The 20169-nt window shown below is 71.7% G+C and carries 24 protein-coding genes; 16 read left to right on the top strand and 8 right to left on the bottom strand.

Annotated elements, in window-relative coordinates; all coding sequences use genetic code 11:
- Positions 1-40 precede the first annotated feature (40 nt).
- The 3 genes from ACLJN9_RS13370 (at position 41) to ACLJN9_RS13360 (ending at position 3309) form a co-directional block, all read left to right on the top strand.
- Positions 41-955, top strand: a complete 915-nt coding sequence (locus ACLJN9_RS13370; protein ID WP_410811564.1) for a MurR/RpiR family transcriptional regulator — start codon at positions 41-43, stop codon at positions 953-955.
- On the top strand, positions 952-1908 hold the full coding sequence (locus ACLJN9_RS13365; protein ID WP_410811563.1) for an N-acetylmuramic acid 6-phosphate etherase: 957 nt from the start codon (positions 952-954) through the stop codon (positions 1906-1908). The genes ACLJN9_RS13370 and ACLJN9_RS13365 overlap by 4 nt, the downstream gene beginning before the upstream one ends.
- Positions 1909-2358: 450 nt before the next feature.
- Positions 2359-3309: an RNA polymerase sigma factor RpoD/SigA gene (locus tag ACLJN9_RS13360; RefSeq protein WP_410811981.1), complete on the top strand. Its 951-nt coding sequence runs from the start codon at positions 2359-2361 to the stop codon at positions 3307-3309.
- Positions 3310-3381: 72 nt separating this feature from the next.
- On the opposite strand, the gene ACLJN9_RS13355 is transcribed toward ACLJN9_RS13360, so the two are convergent.
- A complete protein-coding gene (locus ACLJN9_RS13355) occupies positions 3382-4359 on the bottom strand; it encodes an NlpC/P60 family protein (RefSeq protein WP_410811562.1) in 978 nt (325 codons plus the stop codon).
- Between the two features lie 502 nt (positions 4360-4861).
- Between ACLJN9_RS13355 and ACLJN9_RS13350 the strand changes: the two genes are divergently transcribed.
- Positions 4862-5383 carry a DUF6232 family protein gene (locus ACLJN9_RS13350; RefSeq protein ID WP_410811561.1) on the top strand — a complete coding sequence of 174 codons (522 nt, stop codon included), beginning with the start codon at positions 4862-4864 and terminating at the stop codon, positions 5381-5383.
- 39 nt (positions 5384-5422) lie between these two features.
- Here the strand turns inward: ACLJN9_RS13350 and ACLJN9_RS13345 are convergent, their stop codons facing one another.
- Both ACLJN9_RS13345 and ACLJN9_RS13340 read right to left on the bottom strand, forming a co-directional pair.
- Complete coding sequence (locus ACLJN9_RS13345; protein ID WP_410811560.1) at positions 5423-5749, bottom strand: DUF3817 domain-containing protein; 327 nt, start codon at positions 5747-5749, stop codon at positions 5423-5425.
- Positions 5750-5774: 25 nt separating this feature from the next.
- Positions 5775-6197 carry a hypothetical protein gene (locus ACLJN9_RS13340; RefSeq protein ID WP_410811559.1) on the bottom strand — a complete coding sequence of 141 codons (423 nt, stop codon included), beginning with the start codon at positions 6195-6197 and terminating at the stop codon, positions 5775-5777.
- A 130-nt stretch (positions 6198-6327) separates the two neighbouring features.
- Here ACLJN9_RS13340 and ACLJN9_RS13335 point away from each other — a divergent pair, with 130 nt between their 5' ends.
- The 3 genes from ACLJN9_RS13335 to ACLJN9_RS13325 all read left to right on the top strand — a co-directional run bounded on the left by ACLJN9_RS13335 (position 6328) and on the right by ACLJN9_RS13325 (position 7639).
- A complete protein-coding gene (locus ACLJN9_RS13335) occupies positions 6328-6672 on the top strand; it encodes a DUF6158 family protein (protein WP_410811558.1) in 345 nt (114 codons plus the stop codon).
- The gene (locus ACLJN9_RS13330) at positions 6672-7007 is read left to right on the top strand and encodes a hypothetical protein (RefSeq protein WP_410811557.1); all 336 of its coding nucleotides are present in this window, start codon (positions 6672-6674) and stop codon (positions 7005-7007) included. The genes ACLJN9_RS13335 and ACLJN9_RS13330 overlap by 1 nt, the downstream gene beginning before the upstream one ends.
- A gap of 89 nt (positions 7008-7096) precedes the next feature.
- Positions 7097-7639: a DUF1360 domain-containing protein gene (locus ACLJN9_RS13325; RefSeq protein ID WP_410811556.1), complete on the top strand. Its 543-nt coding sequence runs from the start codon at positions 7097-7099 to the stop codon at positions 7637-7639.
- Positions 7640-7694: 55 nt separating this feature from the next.
- On the opposite strand, the gene ACLJN9_RS13320 is transcribed toward ACLJN9_RS13325, so the two are convergent.
- The 3 genes from ACLJN9_RS13320 to ACLJN9_RS13310 form a co-directional block, all read right to left on the bottom strand.
- Positions 7695-7889, bottom strand: coding sequence for a hypothetical protein (locus ACLJN9_RS13320; RefSeq protein WP_410811555.1), 195 nt, complete (start codon positions 7887-7889; stop codon positions 7695-7697).
- 50 nt (positions 7890-7939) lie between these two features.
- Positions 7940-8173 (bottom strand): hypothetical protein, encoded by a 234-nt coding sequence (locus ACLJN9_RS13315; protein ID WP_410811980.1) that lies wholly within the window; start codon positions 8171-8173, stop codon positions 7940-7942.
- Positions 8174-8289: 116 nt separating this feature from the next.
- A complete protein-coding gene (locus tag ACLJN9_RS13310; protein ID WP_410811554.1) occupies positions 8290-9375 on the bottom strand; it encodes a 3-deoxy-7-phosphoheptulonate synthase in 1086 nt (361 codons plus the stop codon).
- 280 nt (positions 9376-9655) lie between these two features.
- Between ACLJN9_RS13310 and ACLJN9_RS13305 the strand changes: the two genes are divergently transcribed.
- The 5 genes from ACLJN9_RS13305 to ACLJN9_RS13285 all read left to right on the top strand — a co-directional run bounded on the left by ACLJN9_RS13305 (position 9656) and on the right by ACLJN9_RS13285 (position 14403).
- Complete coding sequence (locus ACLJN9_RS13305) at positions 9656-9871, top strand: hypothetical protein (protein WP_410811553.1); 216 nt, start codon at positions 9656-9658, stop codon at positions 9869-9871.
- A gap of 169 nt (positions 9872-10040) precedes the next feature.
- Positions 10041-11333, top strand: a complete 1293-nt coding sequence (locus ACLJN9_RS13300) for a M16 family metallopeptidase (RefSeq protein ID WP_410811552.1) — start codon at positions 10041-10043, stop codon at positions 11331-11333.
- Entirely contained in the window at positions 11330-12667 is a 1338-nt protein-coding gene (locus ACLJN9_RS13295) for a M16 family metallopeptidase (RefSeq protein ID WP_410811551.1), read from the top strand. Before ACLJN9_RS13300 ends, ACLJN9_RS13295 begins: the two co-directional genes overlap by 4 nt.
- Before the next feature lie 118 nt (positions 12668-12785).
- Positions 12786-13811 (top strand): aspartate-semialdehyde dehydrogenase, encoded by a 1026-nt coding sequence (locus tag ACLJN9_RS13290; protein ID WP_410811550.1) that lies wholly within the window; start codon positions 12786-12788, stop codon positions 13809-13811.
- Positions 13812-13926: 115 nt separating this feature from the next.
- Complete coding sequence (locus ACLJN9_RS13285) at positions 13927-14403, top strand: PPOX class F420-dependent oxidoreductase (RefSeq protein ID WP_410811549.1); 477 nt, start codon at positions 13927-13929, stop codon at positions 14401-14403.
- A gap of 18 nt (positions 14404-14421) precedes the next feature.
- Here ACLJN9_RS13285 and ACLJN9_RS13280 read toward each other — a convergent pair whose 3' ends face one another.
- Positions 14422-15003, bottom strand: coding sequence for a nucleotidyltransferase family protein (locus ACLJN9_RS13280; protein ID WP_410811548.1), 582 nt, complete (start codon positions 15001-15003; stop codon positions 14422-14424).
- Positions 15004-15117: 114 nt separating this feature from the next.
- Between ACLJN9_RS13280 and ACLJN9_RS13275 the strand changes: the two genes are divergently transcribed.
- Positions 15118-15801, top strand: coding sequence for a TMEM175 family protein (locus ACLJN9_RS13275; protein WP_410811547.1), 684 nt, complete (start codon positions 15118-15120; stop codon positions 15799-15801).
- A 75-nt stretch (positions 15802-15876) separates the two neighbouring features.
- Complete coding sequence (locus ACLJN9_RS13270; protein WP_410811546.1) at positions 15877-16293, top strand: CBS domain-containing protein; 417 nt, start codon at positions 15877-15879, stop codon at positions 16291-16293.
- A gap of 75 nt (positions 16294-16368) precedes the next feature.
- On the opposite strand, the gene ACLJN9_RS13265 is transcribed toward ACLJN9_RS13270, so the two are convergent.
- Complete coding sequence (locus tag ACLJN9_RS13265; RefSeq protein WP_410811545.1) at positions 16369-17475, bottom strand: DNA glycosylase AlkZ-like family protein; 1107 nt, start codon at positions 17473-17475, stop codon at positions 16369-16371.
- Between the two features lie 206 nt (positions 17476-17681).
- Between ACLJN9_RS13265 and ACLJN9_RS13260 the strand changes: the two genes are divergently transcribed.
- Positions 17682-18053, top strand: a complete 372-nt coding sequence (locus tag ACLJN9_RS13260) for an SCP2 sterol-binding domain-containing protein (protein WP_410811544.1) — start codon at positions 17682-17684, stop codon at positions 18051-18053.
- Complete coding sequence (locus tag ACLJN9_RS13255) at positions 18053-20113, top strand: glycogen debranching N-terminal domain-containing protein (RefSeq protein ID WP_410811543.1); 2061 nt, start codon at positions 18053-18055, stop codon at positions 20111-20113. The genes ACLJN9_RS13260 and ACLJN9_RS13255 overlap by 1 nt, the downstream gene beginning before the upstream one ends.
- The last annotated feature ends 56 nt before the right edge of the window (positions 20114-20169 follow it).

Here is a 20169-nt window from a genome sequence, read left to right as displayed (position 1 = left end):
CATGGTTGACGCTCACGCCTCGTGAAAGTAAGTTTCATCCGTGGCGAATAGTCCGAAGATTTCCGCGAGTCACGAGCCCGGTGGACTGATCGTCCACATCAGTGGCCTGCTGCCCTCGCTGTCGCCTGCCGAGCAGCGGGTGGCGCGCCTGGTCGTGTCCGACCCGGCCGCCGCCGCCCGGCGGACCATCACCGACCTCGCCACCGCAGCCGAGACATCCGAGGCGACGGTCATCCGGTTCTGCCGGTCGGTCGGTATGGACGGCTATCCGCAACTGCGCATCCGGCTGGCCGCCGAGGCCGCCCGCCGGATCGAGCCACCGGACGCCCGGGTGGTCGGCGGTGACATCCCGCCCGGCGCCGACCTCGCCCAGATCATCGCCACCATCGCGTTCAACGACGCCCGCGCCGTGGAGGAGACTGCCGAGCAGCTCGACCCGGCCGTCTGTGAGCAGGTGGTCGAGGCGATCAGTGGCGCCGGTCGGATCGACATCTACGGGGCCGGCGCCAGCGGGTTCGTCGCCTCCGACTTCCAGCAGAAGCTGCACCGCATCGGCCGGATCGCCTTCTACTTTCCCGACGTGCACACCGCACTGACCTCGGCAGCCCTGCTCGGCCGCGGCGACGTGGCGATCGGCATCTCGCACACCGGCACCACCTCCGACGTGATCGAGGTGCTGGAGCAGGCCCGGACGCGAGGCGCCGCGACCGTGGCGCTCACCAACTTTCCGCGCTCGCCGATCACCGACGTGGCCGACTTCGTGCTGACCACCGCCGCCCGTGAGACCACCTACCGATCCGGCGCGACGGCCAGCCGGTTGGCTCAGCTCACCGTGGTCGACTGTCTCTTCGTCGGCGTGGCCGCCCGCAACCGGGCGCGGGCGCGCAAGGCCCTCGAGGCGACGGCGGAGGCGGTCCAGTCGCACAGGGTGGGTGCCAACCGGAGGCGGGGATGATGGCCGGCGCGGTGGAGCCGGACGAGGACGCGCCAGCCCCGCCCGCCCGCGCGACCGTCCGCGTGGGCGCCCCCACCGAGGGGCGCAACCCGCTCAGCGTCGACCTCGACCTCATGTCGACCCGGGACGTACTCACCGTGATCAACGAGGCCGACCGGCGGGTACCGGCTGCGGTCGCCGCGGTGCTCGACGAGATAGCGGCCACAGTCGATCTGGCGGTCGCGGCACTGCGCGGAGGCCATCGGGTGCACTACTTCGGGGCCGGCACCTCCGGGCGACTGGGCGTGCTCGACGCTGCGGAGCTCGCCCCCACCTTCAATTCGCCCCGGCACTGGTTCTGCGCCCACCTCGCCGGTGGCCCGGACGCGATGTGGCGGGCCGTGGAGGACGCCGAGGACGACGAGCGGGGCGGCGCGGTCGAGGCGTCCGGTTGTGTGCGCACGGGGGACCTGGTGGTCGGTCTGGCCGCCAGCGGACGCACCCCGTACGTCCTCGGGGCGCTCGCCGCGTCCCGCGCCAAGGGCGCCTCGACGGTGCTGCTCTGCGCCAATCCGGAGGCCATGGCTGCCCGGTCGGTCGACGTGTTCATCGGGGTGGACACCGGACCCGAGGTGGTCGCCGGCTCGACCCGGATGAAGGCGGGCACCGCACAGAAGTTGGTGCTCAACACGTTCTCCACCGCCGTCATGGTGCGCCTGGGTCGGGTCTACTCGAACCTCATGATCGACATGGTGGCCACCAACGCGAAACTCCGCGGCCGGATGATCTCGATTCTGGTCGAGGCCACCGGTTGCTCCGAGGAGATCTCCCGGCGGGCCCTCAACGAGGCCGACGGCGATCTGAAGACGGCACTGGTCTCGCTGGTGTCCGGCGCCGAGGTCGCCGCCGCGCGGGCCGCGCTGGCGCGTTCCGCCGACCAGGTACGCGGCGCTCTGGCCCTGCTCGCCTCCTAGCCCGTGGGCGTCCGCCCCGGTGGGAAGCGGATGACGCTCCGGATTGTTCAACGGGCCGGGGGGTAATAACACCTCCGTGGATGAACCGACCGGTCCAGCGGTGCGTATCTGGCAGTGACCAGGATCGCAGCACGGTGGTGACCCGGGTCGCTGTGCCTCCGCGGCGGGCGGTGTTGCCATAGTTGCGGGCTTCGGCGACTCGTCGACCCGTCAACCCGTACGAGGTGCCCAGCGGCGAGCCACCCGACGGGGTGCTGACAGCAAACGTGGACCGTGCTCTCAGCTACTACTCAGGCATTCGTGACACTTTCGACTCAGGACATGGAATCCCCGACACGTCTCATCTGTTGTGTAGGTGTCAGCACCGGTGGGCACAGCGGAAGTTACCGGGGATGGCTGACGGACGTGGGGACGGCAAGGAACCGGGCAACCGGCGCGAGCGAGGGGATCGTGGGCAACGTGGACAAGACAATCGGCATGCGCACCGACCAGGTGGCTGAGGAGCGCGATCTGGTCGGCGTCTACCTGCACGAGATCTCCCGGACGCCACTGCTGGACGCCGCCAAGGAGGTCGAACTCTCCAAGGCGATCGAGGCCGGCCTCTATGCCGAGCACCTGCTCGACGAGGACCGCGTCCCCGCCGGTGCCGACCGGGCCGACCTGGATCGGCTGGTCGTCGAGGGTGGGCGCGCGAAGGACCTGTTCATCCGCGCCAACCTGCGACTGGTCGTGTCGATCGCCCGCCGGTACGTTCGCTCGGGCATGCCCATGCTGGATCTGATCCAGGAGGGCAACACCGGTCTCGTCCGTGCGGTCGAGAAGTTCGACTACGAACGCGGCTACAAGTTCTCGACCTACGCGACCTGGTGGATCCGCCAGGCCATCAGCCGGGCGATCGCCCAGCAGGAGCGCACCGTCCGACTGCCGGTGCACCTGGTGGAGGACGTCAACCGGATGCGCAACGTGGCCCGGCAGCTCACCCGCGAGCTGGGTGGCGACCCCGAGCCGGAGCAGATCGCGGCGTCGCTCGGCGTCACCGTCGAGCGGGTCAACGAGTTGGTCCGCTGGTCGCAGGACACGGTGTCGCTGGACACGCCGGTCGGCGACGACGGCGACACCAAGCTCGGCGACCTGGTCGCCGACAGTGACGCCCCGTCGCCGGAGGACATCGTCCTCACGGGGTTGGAGCGGCAGCGCATCGAGGGGCTGCTGAACCACCTCGACGACCGCTCGGCCGGCATCATGCGGGCCCGCTACGGTCTGGAGGACGGCCGAGAGCACTCGCTCACCGAGGTCGCGTCCCGGTTCTCGCTCTCGCGTGAGCGGATCCGGCAGCTGGAGATCCAGGCGCTCGGCCGGCTCCGTGAGCTGGCTCGGGCGGAGGGTCTGCAGGCCGCCTGACCTGGTAGTAATAACGGCGAACGGCCGGCGTCCGATAGGGGGACGCCGGCCGTTCGCCGTGTCGGAGGGCGGCTAGCGGACGCGGCCGTAGCCCTGGATGGACATCATGTTCATGCCCCGCTTGAGCACGTTGCGACCGGCGCTCGGGGCGTCGATCACCTGCCCGTCGCCGACGTAGAGTGCGACATGCCCGAGCCCGCTGTAGAAGATGAGGTCGCCCGGGCGGAGCTCACTCCGCCCGATGTGGGCGACCACCCCCCACTGCATCCGGACGTTGTGCGGCAGCGACCTCCCGGCCGCCCGCCAGGCCGCCGAGGTGAGCCCGGAGCAGTCGTAGCCGTTCGGCCCGTCCGCCGCCCAGACGTACGGCTTGCCCACGGCGCCGAAGGCGTAGCGGACCGCGGTGCCGGCGTCACCGGCGACCGCCGGTACGTTCGCGGCCTCGACCGCCGCCGGCTTCGGCGCGGGTCGCTCGGTGGCCGCTCCGTACGCCTGCCTGCGCAGCTCGTACAGCTCGGCCAGGTCGCTCTCGATCTGCCTCTTGCCGGCCGCGAGCTGGCGGGCCTGCGCGGCCTGCCGGGCGAGCGTGGCGTCCAGACGGCTCTTCTCGTCGATCAGCCGTCGTTGGTTCGCCGTGAAGCCGGAGATGCTCTCCTGCCGCTTGCGGGTCAGCTGGTCGATCGTGCTCAGTCGATCCAGCAACGCGGCCGAGCCGCCGGGGCGCAGGAACGCGTCCGCGGTCCGCAGACCGCCGTTCTTGTACGCGGTCGTGGCCAGCTCGGCGACGTCGGCCCGGCTCTGCTCGACCTGCTGTTCGAGCGGGCCGATGCGGGCCTGTAATCGGGCCGCCGCGGCCTTGTTGGTCCTGATCTCCTCGGTGAGTTTGTTGTACGACTCGACGACCCGCTCGAGCTCGGCTGAGGACGTCTCGATCTGGCGGGTCAGGTCGGCGGGTGACGGCTCGGCGTGGGCCACCGCCGTCGGGGCGATCAGCGCGGCCGACATGCCGGCCAACGCCATGGTGCGCAGCAGGTTTCTCAGGGATGGCAAGAGCGGAAGGCCCCTCTCCCACGGCCGCCGACGGGCTGCTGACGCCCTCGGCGACACCGGCCGGGGTCGTCCGAGCGGACGACACTGGGCCGGACCGGCCTGCCCAACCTAACCCGGGACGCCTGTCATCCGCAGTTGAAGCAGTGTCGAATGTTGGCACAGTGACGGAAAGTAGTCGTGCGTCCGCTGGAGCCCGAGTGGCAGGAGGCGAGCGGCGAGCCCTGTCGGCCCAACCCCTTTGCGTGGCACTTAACGCGATACGGGGCTTTCGTCGTTCTCGACATATGCCCCCGGATACCAGTGCGCCATAACCGATAAAACCTGAAATAGATGCTGTTTCTCGGCCATGTCTCCCTGGCGCGCGAGCTGTCGGGAGGCCGTAAATGGCCCGGTGGGCTGGCCGTGCCGCAACACAATGAGAGCCGCAGCCGGGAATCCCGTCGACAGGCAGCGATGCTTCGCCGGCAGGCCAGCCCGGGGGAACCGCCCCACGGGAGGAACCGTGAACCGGAAAGGCGCAGCGACACGACCGCCGCGAGCGGTACCTGGCGCCCGGTCGACCCTGCTGTACGCGCGGCCCGGCATCATCGTGACGGTCGACCGGTTCACCGTGGGCCGGACCAGCTACCTGGTCGCCGACCTGACCCACCTGCGCACCACCCGGGGTCCTCACGACCGGATCGCCGTCCGGGCCGTCGCGATCACCGCCAGCATGATCGCCGGTGTCGGGCTCCTGCTCGGCTTCACCGGTGGCCTGCACCGGCTGACCGCCGAGGCGTACCTCATCCTCGGGGCGGTGTTTCTGCTGCCGGCGGCGCTGGCCCTGGTCGGCGACCGCTGGCGGCCACCGCCCTACGAGCTGTGGGGCTGGCACCGAGGGGCAGAGGTGCTGCTGTTCAGCGCCGACGACGAACGGCAGTTCGGTCAGGTCACCCGGGCACTCCTGCGAGCCCGGGAGGTGAACCGGTACGGCGGCTGGGTCGACCCGGTCGCCGCAGCCGATCCGTGGCGGCCCAACCGCTGAGCCGACCAGCCCCCGGGGTCGCCCCCGGTGGTCGGTGGCTCAGCTGGCGACCGGCTCCGGCGTACGGGCCGCGGGGCGGGCCAGCCAACCGGTGACCCTGCGCTCGGCGAAGAACGAGACGAACGGAACGGTGCCGGCCAGCATCACCAGGAGCATCCGCTTCAGCGGCCAGTCGGCCCGGCGGCTCAGGTCGAACGCGGCCGCCAGGTAGATCATGTAGAGGAAGCCGTGCGCCGGCCCCACCGTCTCCACCACGACCGGGTTGTCGAACACATATTTCAGCGGCATGCCGACCACGACCAGCAGGATCAGCACCACGCCCACGATCCAGGCGATCACGCGGTACCGGGTAAGGGCTGCGCCCACAGTCGTCCGTCCTTCCGAGCCCGGCTCAGCCGGGATAGTCACCGGGCCGAGCGCCGGGATTGGCGTTCAACCATGACAGGTAGTGGTTGTAGGCGGCCAGGTCGGTGTCCTCGACGGCCTCGCCGGTGCTCTGGAGCCGGGGCACCCGTACCGGTCGGCGTACCGCCGGTCTGGACCCGGCGGTGGCGGCCGGCGTCGGCTCGGCCGCCAGGTCGACCGGCGGCGCGTCGACCTCCATCGCGCTCCGGCGGGCCAGCCGCACCTCGCGCCACCAGACGTAGACCACGAAGCCGGCGAAGATCGGCCACTCGACCGCGTACCCCCAGCTCAGGCTGTTGCCGGCGGTGGCCCGGCTGATCTGCCACCAGCCCATCCCGAGGAAGCCCACGACCAGCACGACCATGGCCACGTGGCGCGCGATCCACGCCGGGGTCCAGAGCCTCCTCATGGCGTCGAGGGTACCGGGGCCGGCGCGGGTCTCCGACACCCTGTCGTAGTTGTCGCACGGCTGGGATGGTTTGGCGTCACCCGGTGTGGGCATCCGTCTAGACGCCAGCCCAAACGATCCCAGGGGGGCGATGATGACCGAATCGGTACGCGAGGACGGCTTTGCGTCCAACGGCAGCACGGACATGAGCCCGGAGCAGCGGGTGCCCGAGTGGGGCGGTGACGCTCTCGCCGACCCGGCGGACGCCGGCCAGGATCCCGCCGGCGACCATCTCGGTGTCGATCCGACGGAGCTAACCGACGAGGATCTGATCCGCGAGGTGCACAGCCTGCACCGCACCCGGCTGGACACCCTCCGGCACGCGGCCGACTCGGCGCTGGCCAATCACCTACGACGCACGGCAGAGCTGGAGACCGAATACCTCGCCCGTCACCCGGGCCGGGAGGTCGACCCGAGCCGCCTGCGGGACGTCTGATGCCGGCCCGTGCCGTACGCGGCATGTCCGCGCCGCCCGAGGTGGTCTTCAACACGGCCACCGATCCCGATCGCGCCTCAGCATGGCTGCCGGAACCGCTACGGGGCGACGGCAGCCCCGCGGCCGAGATCGATGGCGAGGAACTGCGGGCCCGCTGGGGCGACGGCCGCGACGACTGGTCCGCCGAGATCCGGGTCGAGCCGGCGGATTCCGGGGGCGCTCGGATCCAGCTCGACCTGGATGAGGGACCCGGCGAGCCGGACCCGGACCAGCTGGCCGACGAGGCACTGAGCAACCTGATCCGCGAGGTGTCCGACAACCTCCAGGCCGGCTGAGAGACCGCCGGCCCGAGCCGGGTCCACCAGAAGCGAGCGGCCGCGCTGAACGGCCGCATCCGCACCACCCAGACACGTGAGGAGATCGGGTGACCGACACTGGCCTGCGACAAAAGGCGGCGCGGCTGCGCAGGGCGTACGCGCCGCACGAGCACCGCCCGCTCGGCGGTTACCTGGTGGCCATGGGCACCTATGCCGGAGTGACGGGCGTGCTGGCCGGCCTGGTCAAGGCGACCGGGCGGCCGGTACCCGAGCGGCCCGCTCCGGCCGACGTCGTGCTGCTCTCCATCGCGACGCACAAGCTCAGCCGGCTGCTGTCCAAGGATGCGGTGACAAGCCCGCTGCGGGCGCCGTTCACCCGCTACGACCACCCGATCGGCAGCGGTGAGGTGATGGAGCAGGTCCGCGACTCGGGCAGCCCGACGCGGCACGCCATCGGCGAGCTGCTGAGCTGCCCGTTCTGCCTGGCGGTGTGGGTGGCCACCGGGCTGACCGGCGGACTGGTGCTCGCGCCCCGACTGACCCGGCTGGTGGCCACCGCGCTGACCGCGGTCGCCGCGTCCGACTTCCTCCAGATGGCGTACGCGGCGGCGCAGCAGGCCGCCGAGGGTGGCGGGCCCGACGACGACTGACCCGGAAACGAGCGAGGCGGGGGCTGGCTGATGCCGGCCCCCGCCTGCGTACGCGTCAACGCTGCATGCCGGACCAGCCGTGCGGAGATTCCGGCTCCCGTTCGTCCTCGTCCTCCCCGGTGATGATGTCCCGGTCCACCGCCGTGCGGTCGTGTTCGTTGGCGAAGTCCGGCTCGGGCGTGGTGTCCCGGCCCTTCGGCGGTTGACCCAGCGCGGGCACCGTCTCGTCGTGGTCCTCGTGGTCGGTCATGTCGGTGTCCCTCTCTCAGGTCGTCGGCGAAATCCAGGTCGTCGGCGAGATCACGCGACTGAGCCGCCCAGCAGGTCGCTGACCTCGTCCACCGCGTACTCGCCCTCGGGTAGGGAGTCGATGCGGGCGAGCAGGTCCGGCGGGAGTTCGGCGGCCACCGCGCGGCGGTAGATGTCTCCCTGGGTGACCCGCTCCTGACCTCGGTAGATGTCGTCGAGCAGGTCGTCGAGGGGCCGGGTGTCCGGCTCGCCGGCCACGGATGCGTCGTCGGTCACGACGATCAGCTACCCGGGCCGGAATCGGTCAAACGTCGCGCCGCGCGGCCCGAGCCCTGGGGCACACGCGACAGCGCCGCCCTCGGCTGGTGGGCCGGGGGCGGCGCTGGGCGCCGGTGTGCGGGTTACGCGGGAGTCGACACGGTGGCCCGGCGGGCGCGGACGGCGGTGGCAAGGTGGTCGAGCACCTCGGCGGTGTCGTCCCAGCCGAGGCAGGCGTCGGTGACCGAGCGGCCGTACTCCAACTCCCGGGTCGGGTCGAGGTCCTGCCGACCGGGCAACAGGAACGACTCCAGCATCACGCCGGTGATGCCGCGCTGGCCGGCGGCCAGCTGGGCGGCGACGTCCGCCGCCACCCGGGGCTGGTTGCGGTGGTCCTTGCCGCTGTTGGCGTGGCTGGCGTCGATCACCAGTCGCTCCGGCAGATCGGCCGCGCGGAGCAGGTCGAGCGCCCCGGCCACCGACTCGGCGTCGTAGTTCGGCCGGCCGCCTCCGCCGCGCAGCACCAGGTGCCCGTCCGTGTTACCCCGCGTGTGCATGATCGCCGGGGTGCCGGAGAAGTCGATGCCGGGGAAGACGTGCGGCACACCCGCGGCGCGGATCGCGTCCACGGCGGTGCCGATGCTGCCGTCCGGGCGGTTCTTCATTCCGATCGGCATGGACAGGCCGGACGCCAGCTGGCGGTGCACCTGGCTCTCCACCGTCCGTGCGCCGATGGCGCCCCAAGCCACCGTGTCCGCGATGTACTGCGGAGTGATCGGGTCGAGGAACTCGCAGCCCACCGGCAGCCCGACCCGCAGCACGTCGAGCAGCAGCGCCCGCGCCCGCCGCAGACCGGTGTTGACGTCCCCGCTGCCGTCCAGCCCCGGATCGTTGATCAGACCCTTCCAGCCCACCGTCGATCGCGGTTTCTCGAAGTAGACCCGCATCACGATCAGCAGGTCGTCGGCGAGCCGGTCGGCGGCGACACGCAGCCGCTGGGCGTAGTCGAGGGCGGCAACCGGGTCGTGTACCGAGCAGGGACCGACCACCACCAGCAGGCGGTCGTCCTCGCGATCCAGCACACGACCCACCGCGCGCCGTCCGGTCAGCACGGCCGAGGCGAGTGGGGCGTCCAGGGGCAACTCGTGGTGCAGCAGGGCGGGCGTGGTCAGCGGCACGACACGGTCGATCCGCTGATCGCTGACCCGATCGGTCTCCGGGGTCGTCACGGTGGGATTCCTTCCGCCGATCGCGCCCGGGGCCGGTGCCCGGGACGAGCCGGCTGCTCGTACGCAAAAGGGCAGGAACGATAGCTCCTGCCCAGCCGGCTCGGTCTGTGGTGACGTCAGATCATGATGAAGTCACCGGCTTGCGAGCCGGCTGCCTAAACCATCGATACGAACGAGTCACGGGCCCAGCGTACCCGACGCCGGGGGAACTCAGCGGGTTGTCCCAAGACGCTGGACGATCACCGCGTGGCGGGACCGGGGCCGGGGTAACAGGGGTGCCATGACACACGAGCAGAGCGACCAGGACCGGGTGGAGTCCCGCGCGCACCTCCTGCCCGAGGAGGCGGCGGTGGGCAGCGACGACCCGGAGGCGCAGGCGGAGGCCATCCTCGCCGACTCCGACATCCGTGAGGAGGACCAGAACGCGGCCCCGGACACGGTGCTGGAGCACCGCACCTCGGATCAGACGGTGGTCGCTGTCGAGCCGCCGGACTGACCGTCGCCCGCTACCGGCCGGGGTCGTCGAGCAGGCTGACCCCGGTCGGAGGTCCGGGCGTACCCCCGGATCAGCACCTCGCCGGCGAACGACCGGCCGGATGCAGCAGCCGGCTCGCCGACCGGCGGCACGTCACCTCTGCGCCCGCGAGATCGGATAGCGTCGTGCCATGCCCGACAGCGGTTATCCCTGGCCCATCGAGACGTCCCGACTGGACAACGGCCTGCGCGTGGTGGTGAGCGAGGATCGCACCGCACCTGCCGTCGCCGTCAACCTCTGGTACGACGTCGGCTCCCGGCACGAGCCGGACGGGCAGACCGGCTTCGCGCACCTCTTCGAGCACCTCATGTTCGAGGGTTCGGTGAACGTGGCGAAGACCGAGCACATGAAGCTGATCCAGGGCTCTGGTGGCTCGCTCAACGCCACCACCAACCCGGACCGGACCAACTACTTCGAGACGGTGCCGGCCGAACACCTGGAGCTGGCGCTCTGGTTGGAGGCCGACCGGATGGGTGGCCTGGTCCCCGCGCTCACCCAGGAGACCCTGGACAACCAGCGCGACGTGGTGAAGAACGAGCGCCGGCAGCGCTACGAGAACGTGCCGTACGGGGACGCGTGGCTGCGGCTGCTGCCGCTGCTCTATCCGCCGGGGCACCCGTACCACCACTCGACGATCGGCTCGATGGCCGACCTGAACGCCGCGGACCTCGCCACCTTCCAGGCGTTCCACCGGACGTACTACGCGCCCAACAACGCGGTGCTCACCGTGGTCGGTGACGCCGCGGCCGCCGAGGTGTTCGCGCTGGCCGACAAGTACTTCGGTGCCCTGCCGGCCCGCGACGACATCCCGCCGGCCCCGGACGGCCGGAGCGTCCCGGCGACCGGCCGGCCCGCCGTGGAAACGGTGATCGCCGACGTGCCGGCCCCCCGGGTGTACGTCGCACACCGGGGCTACCCGTTCGGCAGTCCCGGGTACGACGTGCTCACGGTTCTCTCCACCATCCTCGGCAGCGGCCGGGGCAGTCGCCTCTACCAGCGGCTCGCCGACGGTGAGCGGATCGCCCAGCCGGATCTGGTCGGGGCGTACGGGGTGGACCTCGCGCACGCCCCGGCGCCGCTGATCGCCAGCGCCACCGCCCGCCCCTCGGTGAGCGCCGAGCGGCTGGCCGAGGGGCTGGCCGAGGTCGTCGACGAGCTGGCCACGGTGCCGGTGACCGCCGCCGAGCTGGACCGGGCCAAGGCGTTGCTGAGCACCGCGTGGTGGCGGCAGATGTCGACGGTGGACGGCCGCGCCGACACGCTCGGGCGGTACACCACCCAGTTCGGCGACCCGGCCCGGGCCGCCGACCGGCTGCCCGCCTGGCTCGCGGTGACCGCCGAGCAGATCGCCGAGGCCGCCACCGAGGTGCTCGACGCCGACAACCGGGTGACCCTGACCTACGTGCCCGAGGAGACCCGATGACGCTGATCGCCGATCGTCCCGGCCCGGGCGCCGCCCGCCCGTACCGGTTCCCGCCGGTGGTCCGCCGCGCCGTGGCCGGTGGTCAGGTGGTCGCCGCGCACCTGCCCGGGCAGAACCTCGCCGTCGCGTTGCTGTTGCTCGACGCCGGCGCGGGCCGGGAGCTGACCGGCAAGGAGGGGTTGGGCGGTGTGCTGGCCAAGGCGCTGGAGGAGGGCACCGCGCAGCGGGACGCCACCGCGTACGCGCTGGCCATCGAGGCGCTCGGCACCGAGCTGGTGACCGGGCTGGACTGGGACTCGTTCCAGGTCAGCGTCCAGGTGCCGGTGGACCGGCTGACCGCGGCGGTGCAGCTGCTCGCCGAGGCCGTCCGGACGCCCCGGATGGACCCGGCCGATGTCCGCCGGGTCCGTGACGACGAGGCGACCGCCCTGCGGATGGACTGGGCCAACCCCGGCCCGCGCGCGGACGCCGCCCTGCGCGCCGACCTGTTCGGCGGGCAGACCCGCTGGGGACGCCCGATGTACGGCGACCCGGAGTCGGTGGCCGGGCTGGACGTGGAGGACGTGACGGTCTTCCACTCCGAGTGGTTCCTGCGACCCGGCACCCTGATCGTCGCCGGTGACCTGGACCGGATCGACCTGGACGCGCTGGCCGCCGCCGCGTTCGCCGGTACGGGCGGTGGCCCGGCCGACCGGGGCGGCCCGATCGACGTGCCGTTGCACGCCCAGCGGCGGATCATCCTGGTGGACCGTCCCGGCTCCGTGCAGTCGACGCTGCGGCTCGGCCACCCGTCGGCGCACCGGGCGCACCCCGACCACGTGCCGATGACGCTCGCCGGCACCGTGCTCGGCGGGGCGTTCACATCCCGGCTCAACCACCTGATCCGTGAGGTGCGGGGCTACACGTACGGCATCCGCGCCGACTTCGCCTCGTCCCGGCGGTTCGGCCGGTTCGCGGTCAGCTCCGGCGTGCAGACCGCGGTGACGACCCCGGCGCTGGTCGAGGCGGTCGGCGAGATCACCCGTACCCAGGATGGCGGGGTGACGGAGGACGAGCTTGCGGTGGCGCGTTCCTGGCGGGCCGGTCAGCTCTCGGTCGAGTTGCAGAGCCCGCGGGCGATCGCCTCCGCGCTGACCACGCTCGTGGTGCACGACCTGCCGGACGACTATCACGCCCGGTTGCGCGAGGAGCTGCTCGGCGCCGACGTGGACCAGGTTTCCGCGGCGGCGGCCACCCACCTGCACACGGGTGCGCTGACCCTGGTCGTCGAGGGCGACGCCGCCGTCATCCGCGACGACCTGAGGGCCGCCGACCTGGGCGACCTGATCGAGTGATCCCCCCACCGCGGGCTGCCGGAAGTGGCGCGCGGTGGGAGAGGGCTGGTTGTGACGCGAGACCCGGTGGTGGGAAAGGGCTGCCGGTGGTGGGGGTGGGCTGGGTAGCCTCGCGGGCATGAGGATCGGCATTGTGGGGGCCACCGGCCAGGTCGGTGGCGTGATGCGGCAGGTGCTGGCGGAACGGGAGTTCCCGGCGGAGCAGGTGCGGTTGTTCGCCTCGGCGCGGTCCGCCGGGCGGGCGTTGCCCTGGCGCGACGGCGAGGTGACCGTCGAGGACGCCGCGACCGCGGACTATTCCGATCTGGACATCGTGCTCTTCTCGGCCGGTAAGGGTACAGCCCGGGAGTTGGCCCCCCGGGTGGCCGAAGCCGGCGCCGTGGTGATCGACAACTCGTCGGCGTTCCGGATGGACCCGCTTGTGCCGCTCGTGGTCGCCGAGGTCAACCCGCACGCCGTTGCCGACCGGCCCAAGGGCATCATCGCCAACCCCAACTGCACCACGATGGCCGCCATGCCGGTGCTGCGCCCGCTGCACGCCGAGGCCGGTCTGGTCGGCCTGGTCGTCTCGACCTACCAGGCGGTCTCCGGCGCCGGCCTGGCCGGCGTCGCCGAGCTGGACGAGCAGGTCCGCAAGGTCGCCGAGCACGCCAGCGCGCTCGCCTTCGACGGGTCGGCCGTCGAGTTTCCCGCACCGCGCTCGTTCTCCGAGCCGATCGCCTTCAACGTGCTGCCGCTGGCCGGCTCGATCGTCGACGACGGCTCGTTCGAGACCGACGAGGAGCAGAAGCTGCGCAACGAGAGCCGCAAGATCCTCGAGATCCCCGACCTGTTGGTCTCCGGCACCTGCGTCCGGGTGCCCGTCTTCACCGGTCACTCCCTTCAGATCAACGCCCGGTTCGCCCGGCCGCTTCCGCCGCAGCGCGCCCACGAACTGCTCGCCGACGCGCCCGGGGTGGCACTGACCGACGTTCCGACTCCACTGCAGGCCGCCGGGCAGGACCCGACCTACGTGGGACGGATCCGCGCCGACGAGACCGTCGAGTACGGGCTGGCCCTGTTCTGCTCCAACGACAACCTCCGCAAGGGCGCCGCGCTCAACGCGGTGCAGATCGCCGAACTGGTCGCCGCCGAGCGTCACTGACCGGCACCGACGCCATCGCTGTCCACCGAGCCCTCACCGCACGCCGGTGAGGGCTCGGTTCCGTGCCGAGGCGGCCCGTGGTGGTCGGGCGCGGCGGGCGGCCGGTCGTGCTTGGATGGAACGAAGCCGACCGTCCCACCTGGAGGTAACCGTGCCGGATGACCGCACCCAGCAGGCGTTGACCGATCTGGTCGCCGGTCGCTCGATGGGCGTCCTCGCCACGATCAAGCGCGACGGGCGGCCACAGCTGTCCACCGTGGTCTACTCCTTCGACCGGGACGCCGGCCTGATCCGGGTCTCGGTCACCGACGGCCGGGCCAAGACCGCCAACCTGCGCCGGGACCCGCGGGCCAGCTTCCACGTCGGCAGCGAGGACGGCTGGGCGTACGCGGTCGTCGAGGGTCGCGCCGAGCTGACCGCGCCGGCCGCCGAGCCCGACGACGGGACGGTCGAGGAACTGGTGGGGCTCTACCGGTCGCTGCGCGGCGAGCACCCCGACTGGGCCGAGTACCGCCAGGTCATGGTCGACGAGGGGCGGTTGGTGCTGCGCCTGCACGTGGAGCGCGTCTACGGCATGCCGCCCCGGGGCTGACGCGCCCGTCGCCGCCGGTCAGCCCGGTTCGATCACGGTCACCCGGGGCCAACGCTGTGCCGGCCGGTGCCGGGCCAACCGCTGCCGGGACCGGGCCACGTCCACCCGGGCCGGGTTGTGCCGCCAGATCCCGCCCAGCAGATCCGTCAGGCCGTACGGGGCGCAGACCTCCAGCCGGTCAGCCGGGTCCATCCGGACGGCCACCGCGGTGGCGTACTCCGGCCAGGTGGCGATCGCCTCTGCCACGCTGCGATACGGCTCGATCGGGTCGCCACCGAACCTGGCCGCATACCAGGTGTGCACCGCCGCCTGGTTGCGTGCCTGCCACGGTGGCTCCGGCCAGGCCGCCACCAGGCGGGCGGTGGCTCGATGGTCGTCGGCGCGGGCCAGCCTCGTCGGGTCGAAGAAGACCACGTCCACGTCCCGGACGGTCGTCGGGTCGAACCCGTCGCCGTACCGCTCGCCCCAGACCAGGTCACGCAGTGCGCCGGCGCCGATCCAGGCGTCCGGCAGCCCGGAGTCCCGCACCACGGTCAGCGCCCGGGTCAGCCAGTCGTTGCCGACCACGAGCTCCCGCAGGTCGTCCTCGCCCGTTCTCATCCGCCCACGCTAGGCAACGGAGACGAGGTGTGCTGCCCGCAGGTGGGTGTGCCGCCCGTCGTCGGGTATACCGCGCTGCTCCGCCGTCGCGGGACCTCGGGGAGGGGGTGTGGGATGGGCACCGACCAGGGCAACGACGACACCCGCCCCGGTGGCCCGACCCTGCGGCTGGAGACCTCCCGGCTGCTGGCGTTCAGCGACGCGGTCTTCGCCATCGTCATCACGCTGCTGGTGCTCGGTCTGCACGCACCCCAGGTGGGCCACGGTCAGCTGCTGCACGCGCTGCTCGGGCAGTGGCCCGCGTACCTCGCCTACGTCACGTCGTACCTGTTCGTGGCGGTCAGTTGGCTGAACCACCGGTCCGCCCTCCACCGGGTCACAAGCAGTGGAAAGGGCCTCCAGTGGTGCAACCTCGCGGTGCTGTTCAGCACCGCGCTGCTGCCGTTCGCCACCTCTGTCGTCTCGCAGGCCATGCGGGAGGGCGACCGGGCGGACCAGCGGGCCGGCGTGGCCCTCTACGGCCTGGTCGGCGGGCTGCTCTCGGCGAGCTGGCTGGGTCTGTACCACTACCTCGCCCGGCACCACGATCTGCTCGATCAGGCGGTGCCGAGGAGGTTCTTTCCCACCGAACGGGCGCGGGCCGCGGCCGGCGTGCTGGGTTACACGCTGGCGATCGTCATCGGACTCCTGGTCAACCCGCTGTTCGCGCTGGCGTTCTTCCTCCTCCTGCCGATCTTCTTCGCCCTGACCAGCAGCGGCCTGTACGAGCTGCGACGCGGGCGACACCCTCACGGATAGCCAGCTGGCCAGTCGGCGTTACCCCCTCCCGGGCGGCGGGTAGACGTGCCGTGCCGACACCGAGAGGGGAGCACCATGACAACGGTCGGAGAGTTCATGACGACCCGGTTGGTGACGATGGACGGCAACGACACGCTCATCGCAGCCGCGCAGGAGATGCGTGACAGCGCGATTGGCGACGTGGTGGTGACCGACGGCGACAGCGTGGTCGGCATCGTCACGGACCGGGACATCACGGTCCGGGGTGTCGCGGAGAACATGGACCCGGGCACGACCCGGCTGAGCCAGATCACGACGCGAGACGTGGTGACCGTGAGCCAGTACGACGACGTGGTGGCCGCCGCGGACCTGATGCGCACGTACGCCGTACGCCGACTGCCGGTGATCGACGACGGGCGCCTGATCGGCCTGGTCTCGATGGGCGACCTCGCGGTCGAGCGCGAACCGCAGTCGGTGCTGGCCGACATCAGCGCCGACGATCCGAACAACTGACCGTCCGCCGCGGGCGCGCCGGCTCTTCCCTCACGGGAGGGCCGGCGCTCCGCTGTCCGAATCGGAACCCGGGGGTCAGGCCGGATCGACCTGCACCCGTACCTCGGTGGCGGCGCGAGCGGCGGCCACCGTCGCGGCCTCGGCGTCGAGCTCCCGTCGGACCCGGGCCGACAGCGCCGACCACGGGCTGACGGTCAGCTCCAGCCGCCCCTTTCCGGCCTGCCGGGCCCGCCAGGTGCCCACCACCTCGCCGTCGCTCAGCAGCGCGCCGGGATTGCCGATCGCACGCCACAGTTGCCGCTGGTGGTCCCGCTCCGGCACCAGCAGGTGGCGGTCCCGGCCGGCGAGAAACGGGTCGCCCGGCGGCAGCAGTCGCACCAGCCGGGCCGCGGGTGCGCCGGTCAACGCGTCGAGCGCGTCGGCCGGCAGCCAGGCGGCCCGACCGTCGACGCGCACCTCGGCCAGACCGGCCGGCCAGACCCGGCGCAGCTCCGTCGCGGCGCAGCCGAGGAAACCGGCCGCGTCGGCCGGGGTGGCCGGGCCGAGCAGCCGCAAATAGGTCGTGACCAGTTCGGCGGTGTGCGCCGCCGAGGCGGGCGGGCCGGGCCAGTCGGGCAACGGAGCGAGCCGCGCCGCCCGGCCGGTCACCACCAGACGCACCCCGCCAGCCAGACCGGCCTGCTGGAAAACGGCCCCGGAAATGTGCCGCGCCTGGCACGCCCGGCAGTCGTAGGTCAGCTCCTCGGGCACCCGGGCGGAGACCGCGCTGCTCACCGCGCCACGCTCCAGCTCTGCGGTGACCACCGCTCCGAACGCCTCGGCGGTGGCCTGGAACGCGGCCAGCCCGAGCCGCGCACCCGCGCCGATCTGCCCGGGGATCCGACGGGTGGCGTCGGCATCGCTGAGTGGCCAGATGGCCGCAGCCAGGGCCGGCAGTTCGGCACGTCGGTGCAGATGTGGCGCGCCGCGCATCGACCAGACCAGGTCCAGTTGGTCGTCCGGCCCGGTCGCGCCGCGCGCCGCCAGCGCCTGTCGGGCGCTGCCGTAGGGCGTGTCCTGGACGCCGAGGGCCAGCACCGCCAGGTCGCCCGCACGCCGGCCACCGGAGCGGTCGAGCTGCTGGGCCGCCACCCGGTAGGCGAGCACCTGCCGCCGGTCGACCTCCGGCGTCTGCACCGCCATGTGCGCCTCCGTCCCGGATGTCCCTTCGCTCCCGCCCCGATGTCCGGCACGCTACCCGGCCCCTCCGACACCACCCGGACGCTCACCCGATCCGGGCGAGGTTGACCGGGAAGCCGGCGGGGACCCGTGCGGAGCCGGCCGTTGCCTGCGACGCGGGCGCGCCGGGTGGGATCCCGGGCCTGGCCAACTGGGGAGGAGTAGACCCGATGGTGGACGCGACCACGAGGTTCTTCGAGGACCTGGACCGGCGGGGGTACGAGCCGCTGCTGGCCAAGGCATCCGGGACGCTGCGCATCGACCTGCACGAGGGGGCGCAGACCTGGCACTGGCTGGTGCAGATCGACCAGGGCCGGCTGAAGGTGAGCCAGGAGGACCGGGAGGCCGACACGGTCATCGGGACCAGCCCGGCGCTCTTCGAGGACATCGCCGCGGGCCGCGAGCACGGCCTTGCCGCCCTGTTGCGGGGAGACATGACGGTGCTGGGCGACGCCCGGCTGGTGGTGCAGATCGAGAGGGTCTTCCCGGGCTCGCCGGATGCCCGTGGGCCACGCCGACGCTTCGTGGGGGAGGTGAACTGATGGGCCAGAGCAACACGATCCGGATCCTGGACGGCAACACGTTCGTCGTCTGTGAGGACACCGGCGACATCGAAGCCACGCCGAGCGAGCCGACCGGGCTCTTCTCCATTGACACCCGGTTTCTGTCGACCTGGGTGCTGACCGTGAACGGTGAGCGGCTCAACTCGCTCTCCTACGACGACCTTCAATACTTCGAGTCGCGGTTCTTCCTGGTGCCGGGGATGGCGACGCACTACATCGACGCGAAGCTGTCGATCATTCGGGAGCGCTCGGTCGGCGGGAGTTTCCACGAGCAGCTCACCATCCTGAACCATGACGAGAAGCCCGTCGACCTGGAGATCCGGATGGAGGCGGCGTCGGACTTCGCCGACCTGTTCCAGGTCAAGGACGAGATCCTGAACAAGAAGGGTGAGATCTACACCGAGGTCGAGGCGGACCAGCTGCGGTTGGGCTACCGCCGGGGCAACTTCCGGCGGGAGACGACGATCTCCTCGTCGGTGGCGGCCCGCTACGACAACAGGGGGTTCGCCTACACCATCCACCTGGAGCCGAACGAGCAGTGGGAGACGGCCATCGACGTCGAGACCCACGCGCTGGGGCCCGGCGGTCGGGACCTGCGTTTCGGGCTGCGGGTGCACGGCGACGAACGGCTCGCCCTCCAGCACGACCTGGAGAAGTGGGTGGCCGACGCTCCCAAGGTCAACAGTGAGCACGGCCGGGTGGCCAGCACGTACCGGCGGAGCCTCATCGACCTGGCGGCGCTGCGCTTCTCGCCGCTGTCGCTCGGTGGCGCCACCCTGCCGGCCGCCGGCCTGCCCTGGTTCATGACGATGTTCGGTCGCGACAGCATCCTCACCTGCCTGCAGACGCTGCCGTTCACCCCGCAACTGTCGAAGACCACGCTGCGCATCCTGGCCTCCCTGCAGGGCACCCGGTTCGACGACTTCCGGGACGAGGACCCGGGGCGGATCCTGCACGAGATGCGCTACGGCGAGACCGCCGCGTTCGAGGAGCAACCGCACTCGCCGTACTACGGCTCGGTCGACGCGACGCCGCTGTTCGTGGTGCTGCTCGACGAGTACGAGCGCTGGACCGGTGACGTGGCGCTGGTAAAGGAGTTGGAGCGGGAATCCCGGGCGGCGCTCAGGTGGATCGACGACTACGCCGACCTGGTCGGCAGTGGCTACATCTGGTACGAGCGGCGTAACACCGAGACCGGCCTGGAGAACCAGTGCTGGAAGGACTCCTGGGACTCGATCTCCTACGCCGACGGCACGTTGCCGCCGTTTCCGCGAGCCACCTGCGAGGTGCAGGGGTACGCGTACGACGCGAAGGTCCGTGGGGCCCGCCTGGCCCGGAAGTTCTGGGACGACCCGGAGTTCGCCGACCAGTTGGAGCGGGAGGCGGCGGAGCTGAAGCAACGGTTCAACCGGGACTGGTGGGTGGCCGACGGTGAGTACTACGCCCTGGCCCTGGACCCGGACGGGCGTCAGTGCGATGTCCTCAGCTCCAACATCGGCCACCTGCTGTGGAGTGGAATCGTCGAACCCGAGCGGGCAGAGATGCTCGCGCAGCACCTGGTGGGACCGCGGCTGTTCACCGGGTGGGGGGTGCGGACACTGGCCGAGGGGGAGGTCCGCTACAACCCGATCGGCTACCACAACGGCACGATCTGGCCGTTCGACAACTCCTTCGTCGCGTGGGGCCTGCGCCGGTACGGCTTCGCCGAGGAGGCCGCCACCATCGCCAGCGGAATCCTGGACGCGGCCACCTACTTCGACGGGCGGTTGCCGGAGGCGTTCGGCGGCTACCCGCGGGAGCTGACCAAGTTTCCGGTGGAGTATCCGACGGCGTGCAGCCCGCAGGCCTGGTCGACCGGTACGCCGCTGCTGCTGCTGCGCACCATGCTCGGTCTGGAGCCGCACGACGGGCACCTCGCGGTCGAGCCACGGCTGCCGGTCGGGATGGGCCGGATCGAGGTGCTGGACATCCCGGGCCGTTGGGGTCGGGTGGACGCGTTCGCCCGGGGCCGGCTCGACCTCGACAACCTCTCCGACTGAGCCACCCGCGCCGGCCGCGCCGGTACACCGGCGGCGACACGCAGCCCGGCGTCGCC

It is taken from the genome of Micromonospora sp. 067-2 (genome assembly GCF_046549295.1).
Classification (GTDB): Bacteria; Actinomycetota; Actinomycetes; order Mycobacteriales; family Micromonosporaceae; genus Micromonospora.
Note: the sequence above shows the minus strand (reverse complement) of the source record. Positions and strands in the feature narration are given on the sequence as shown.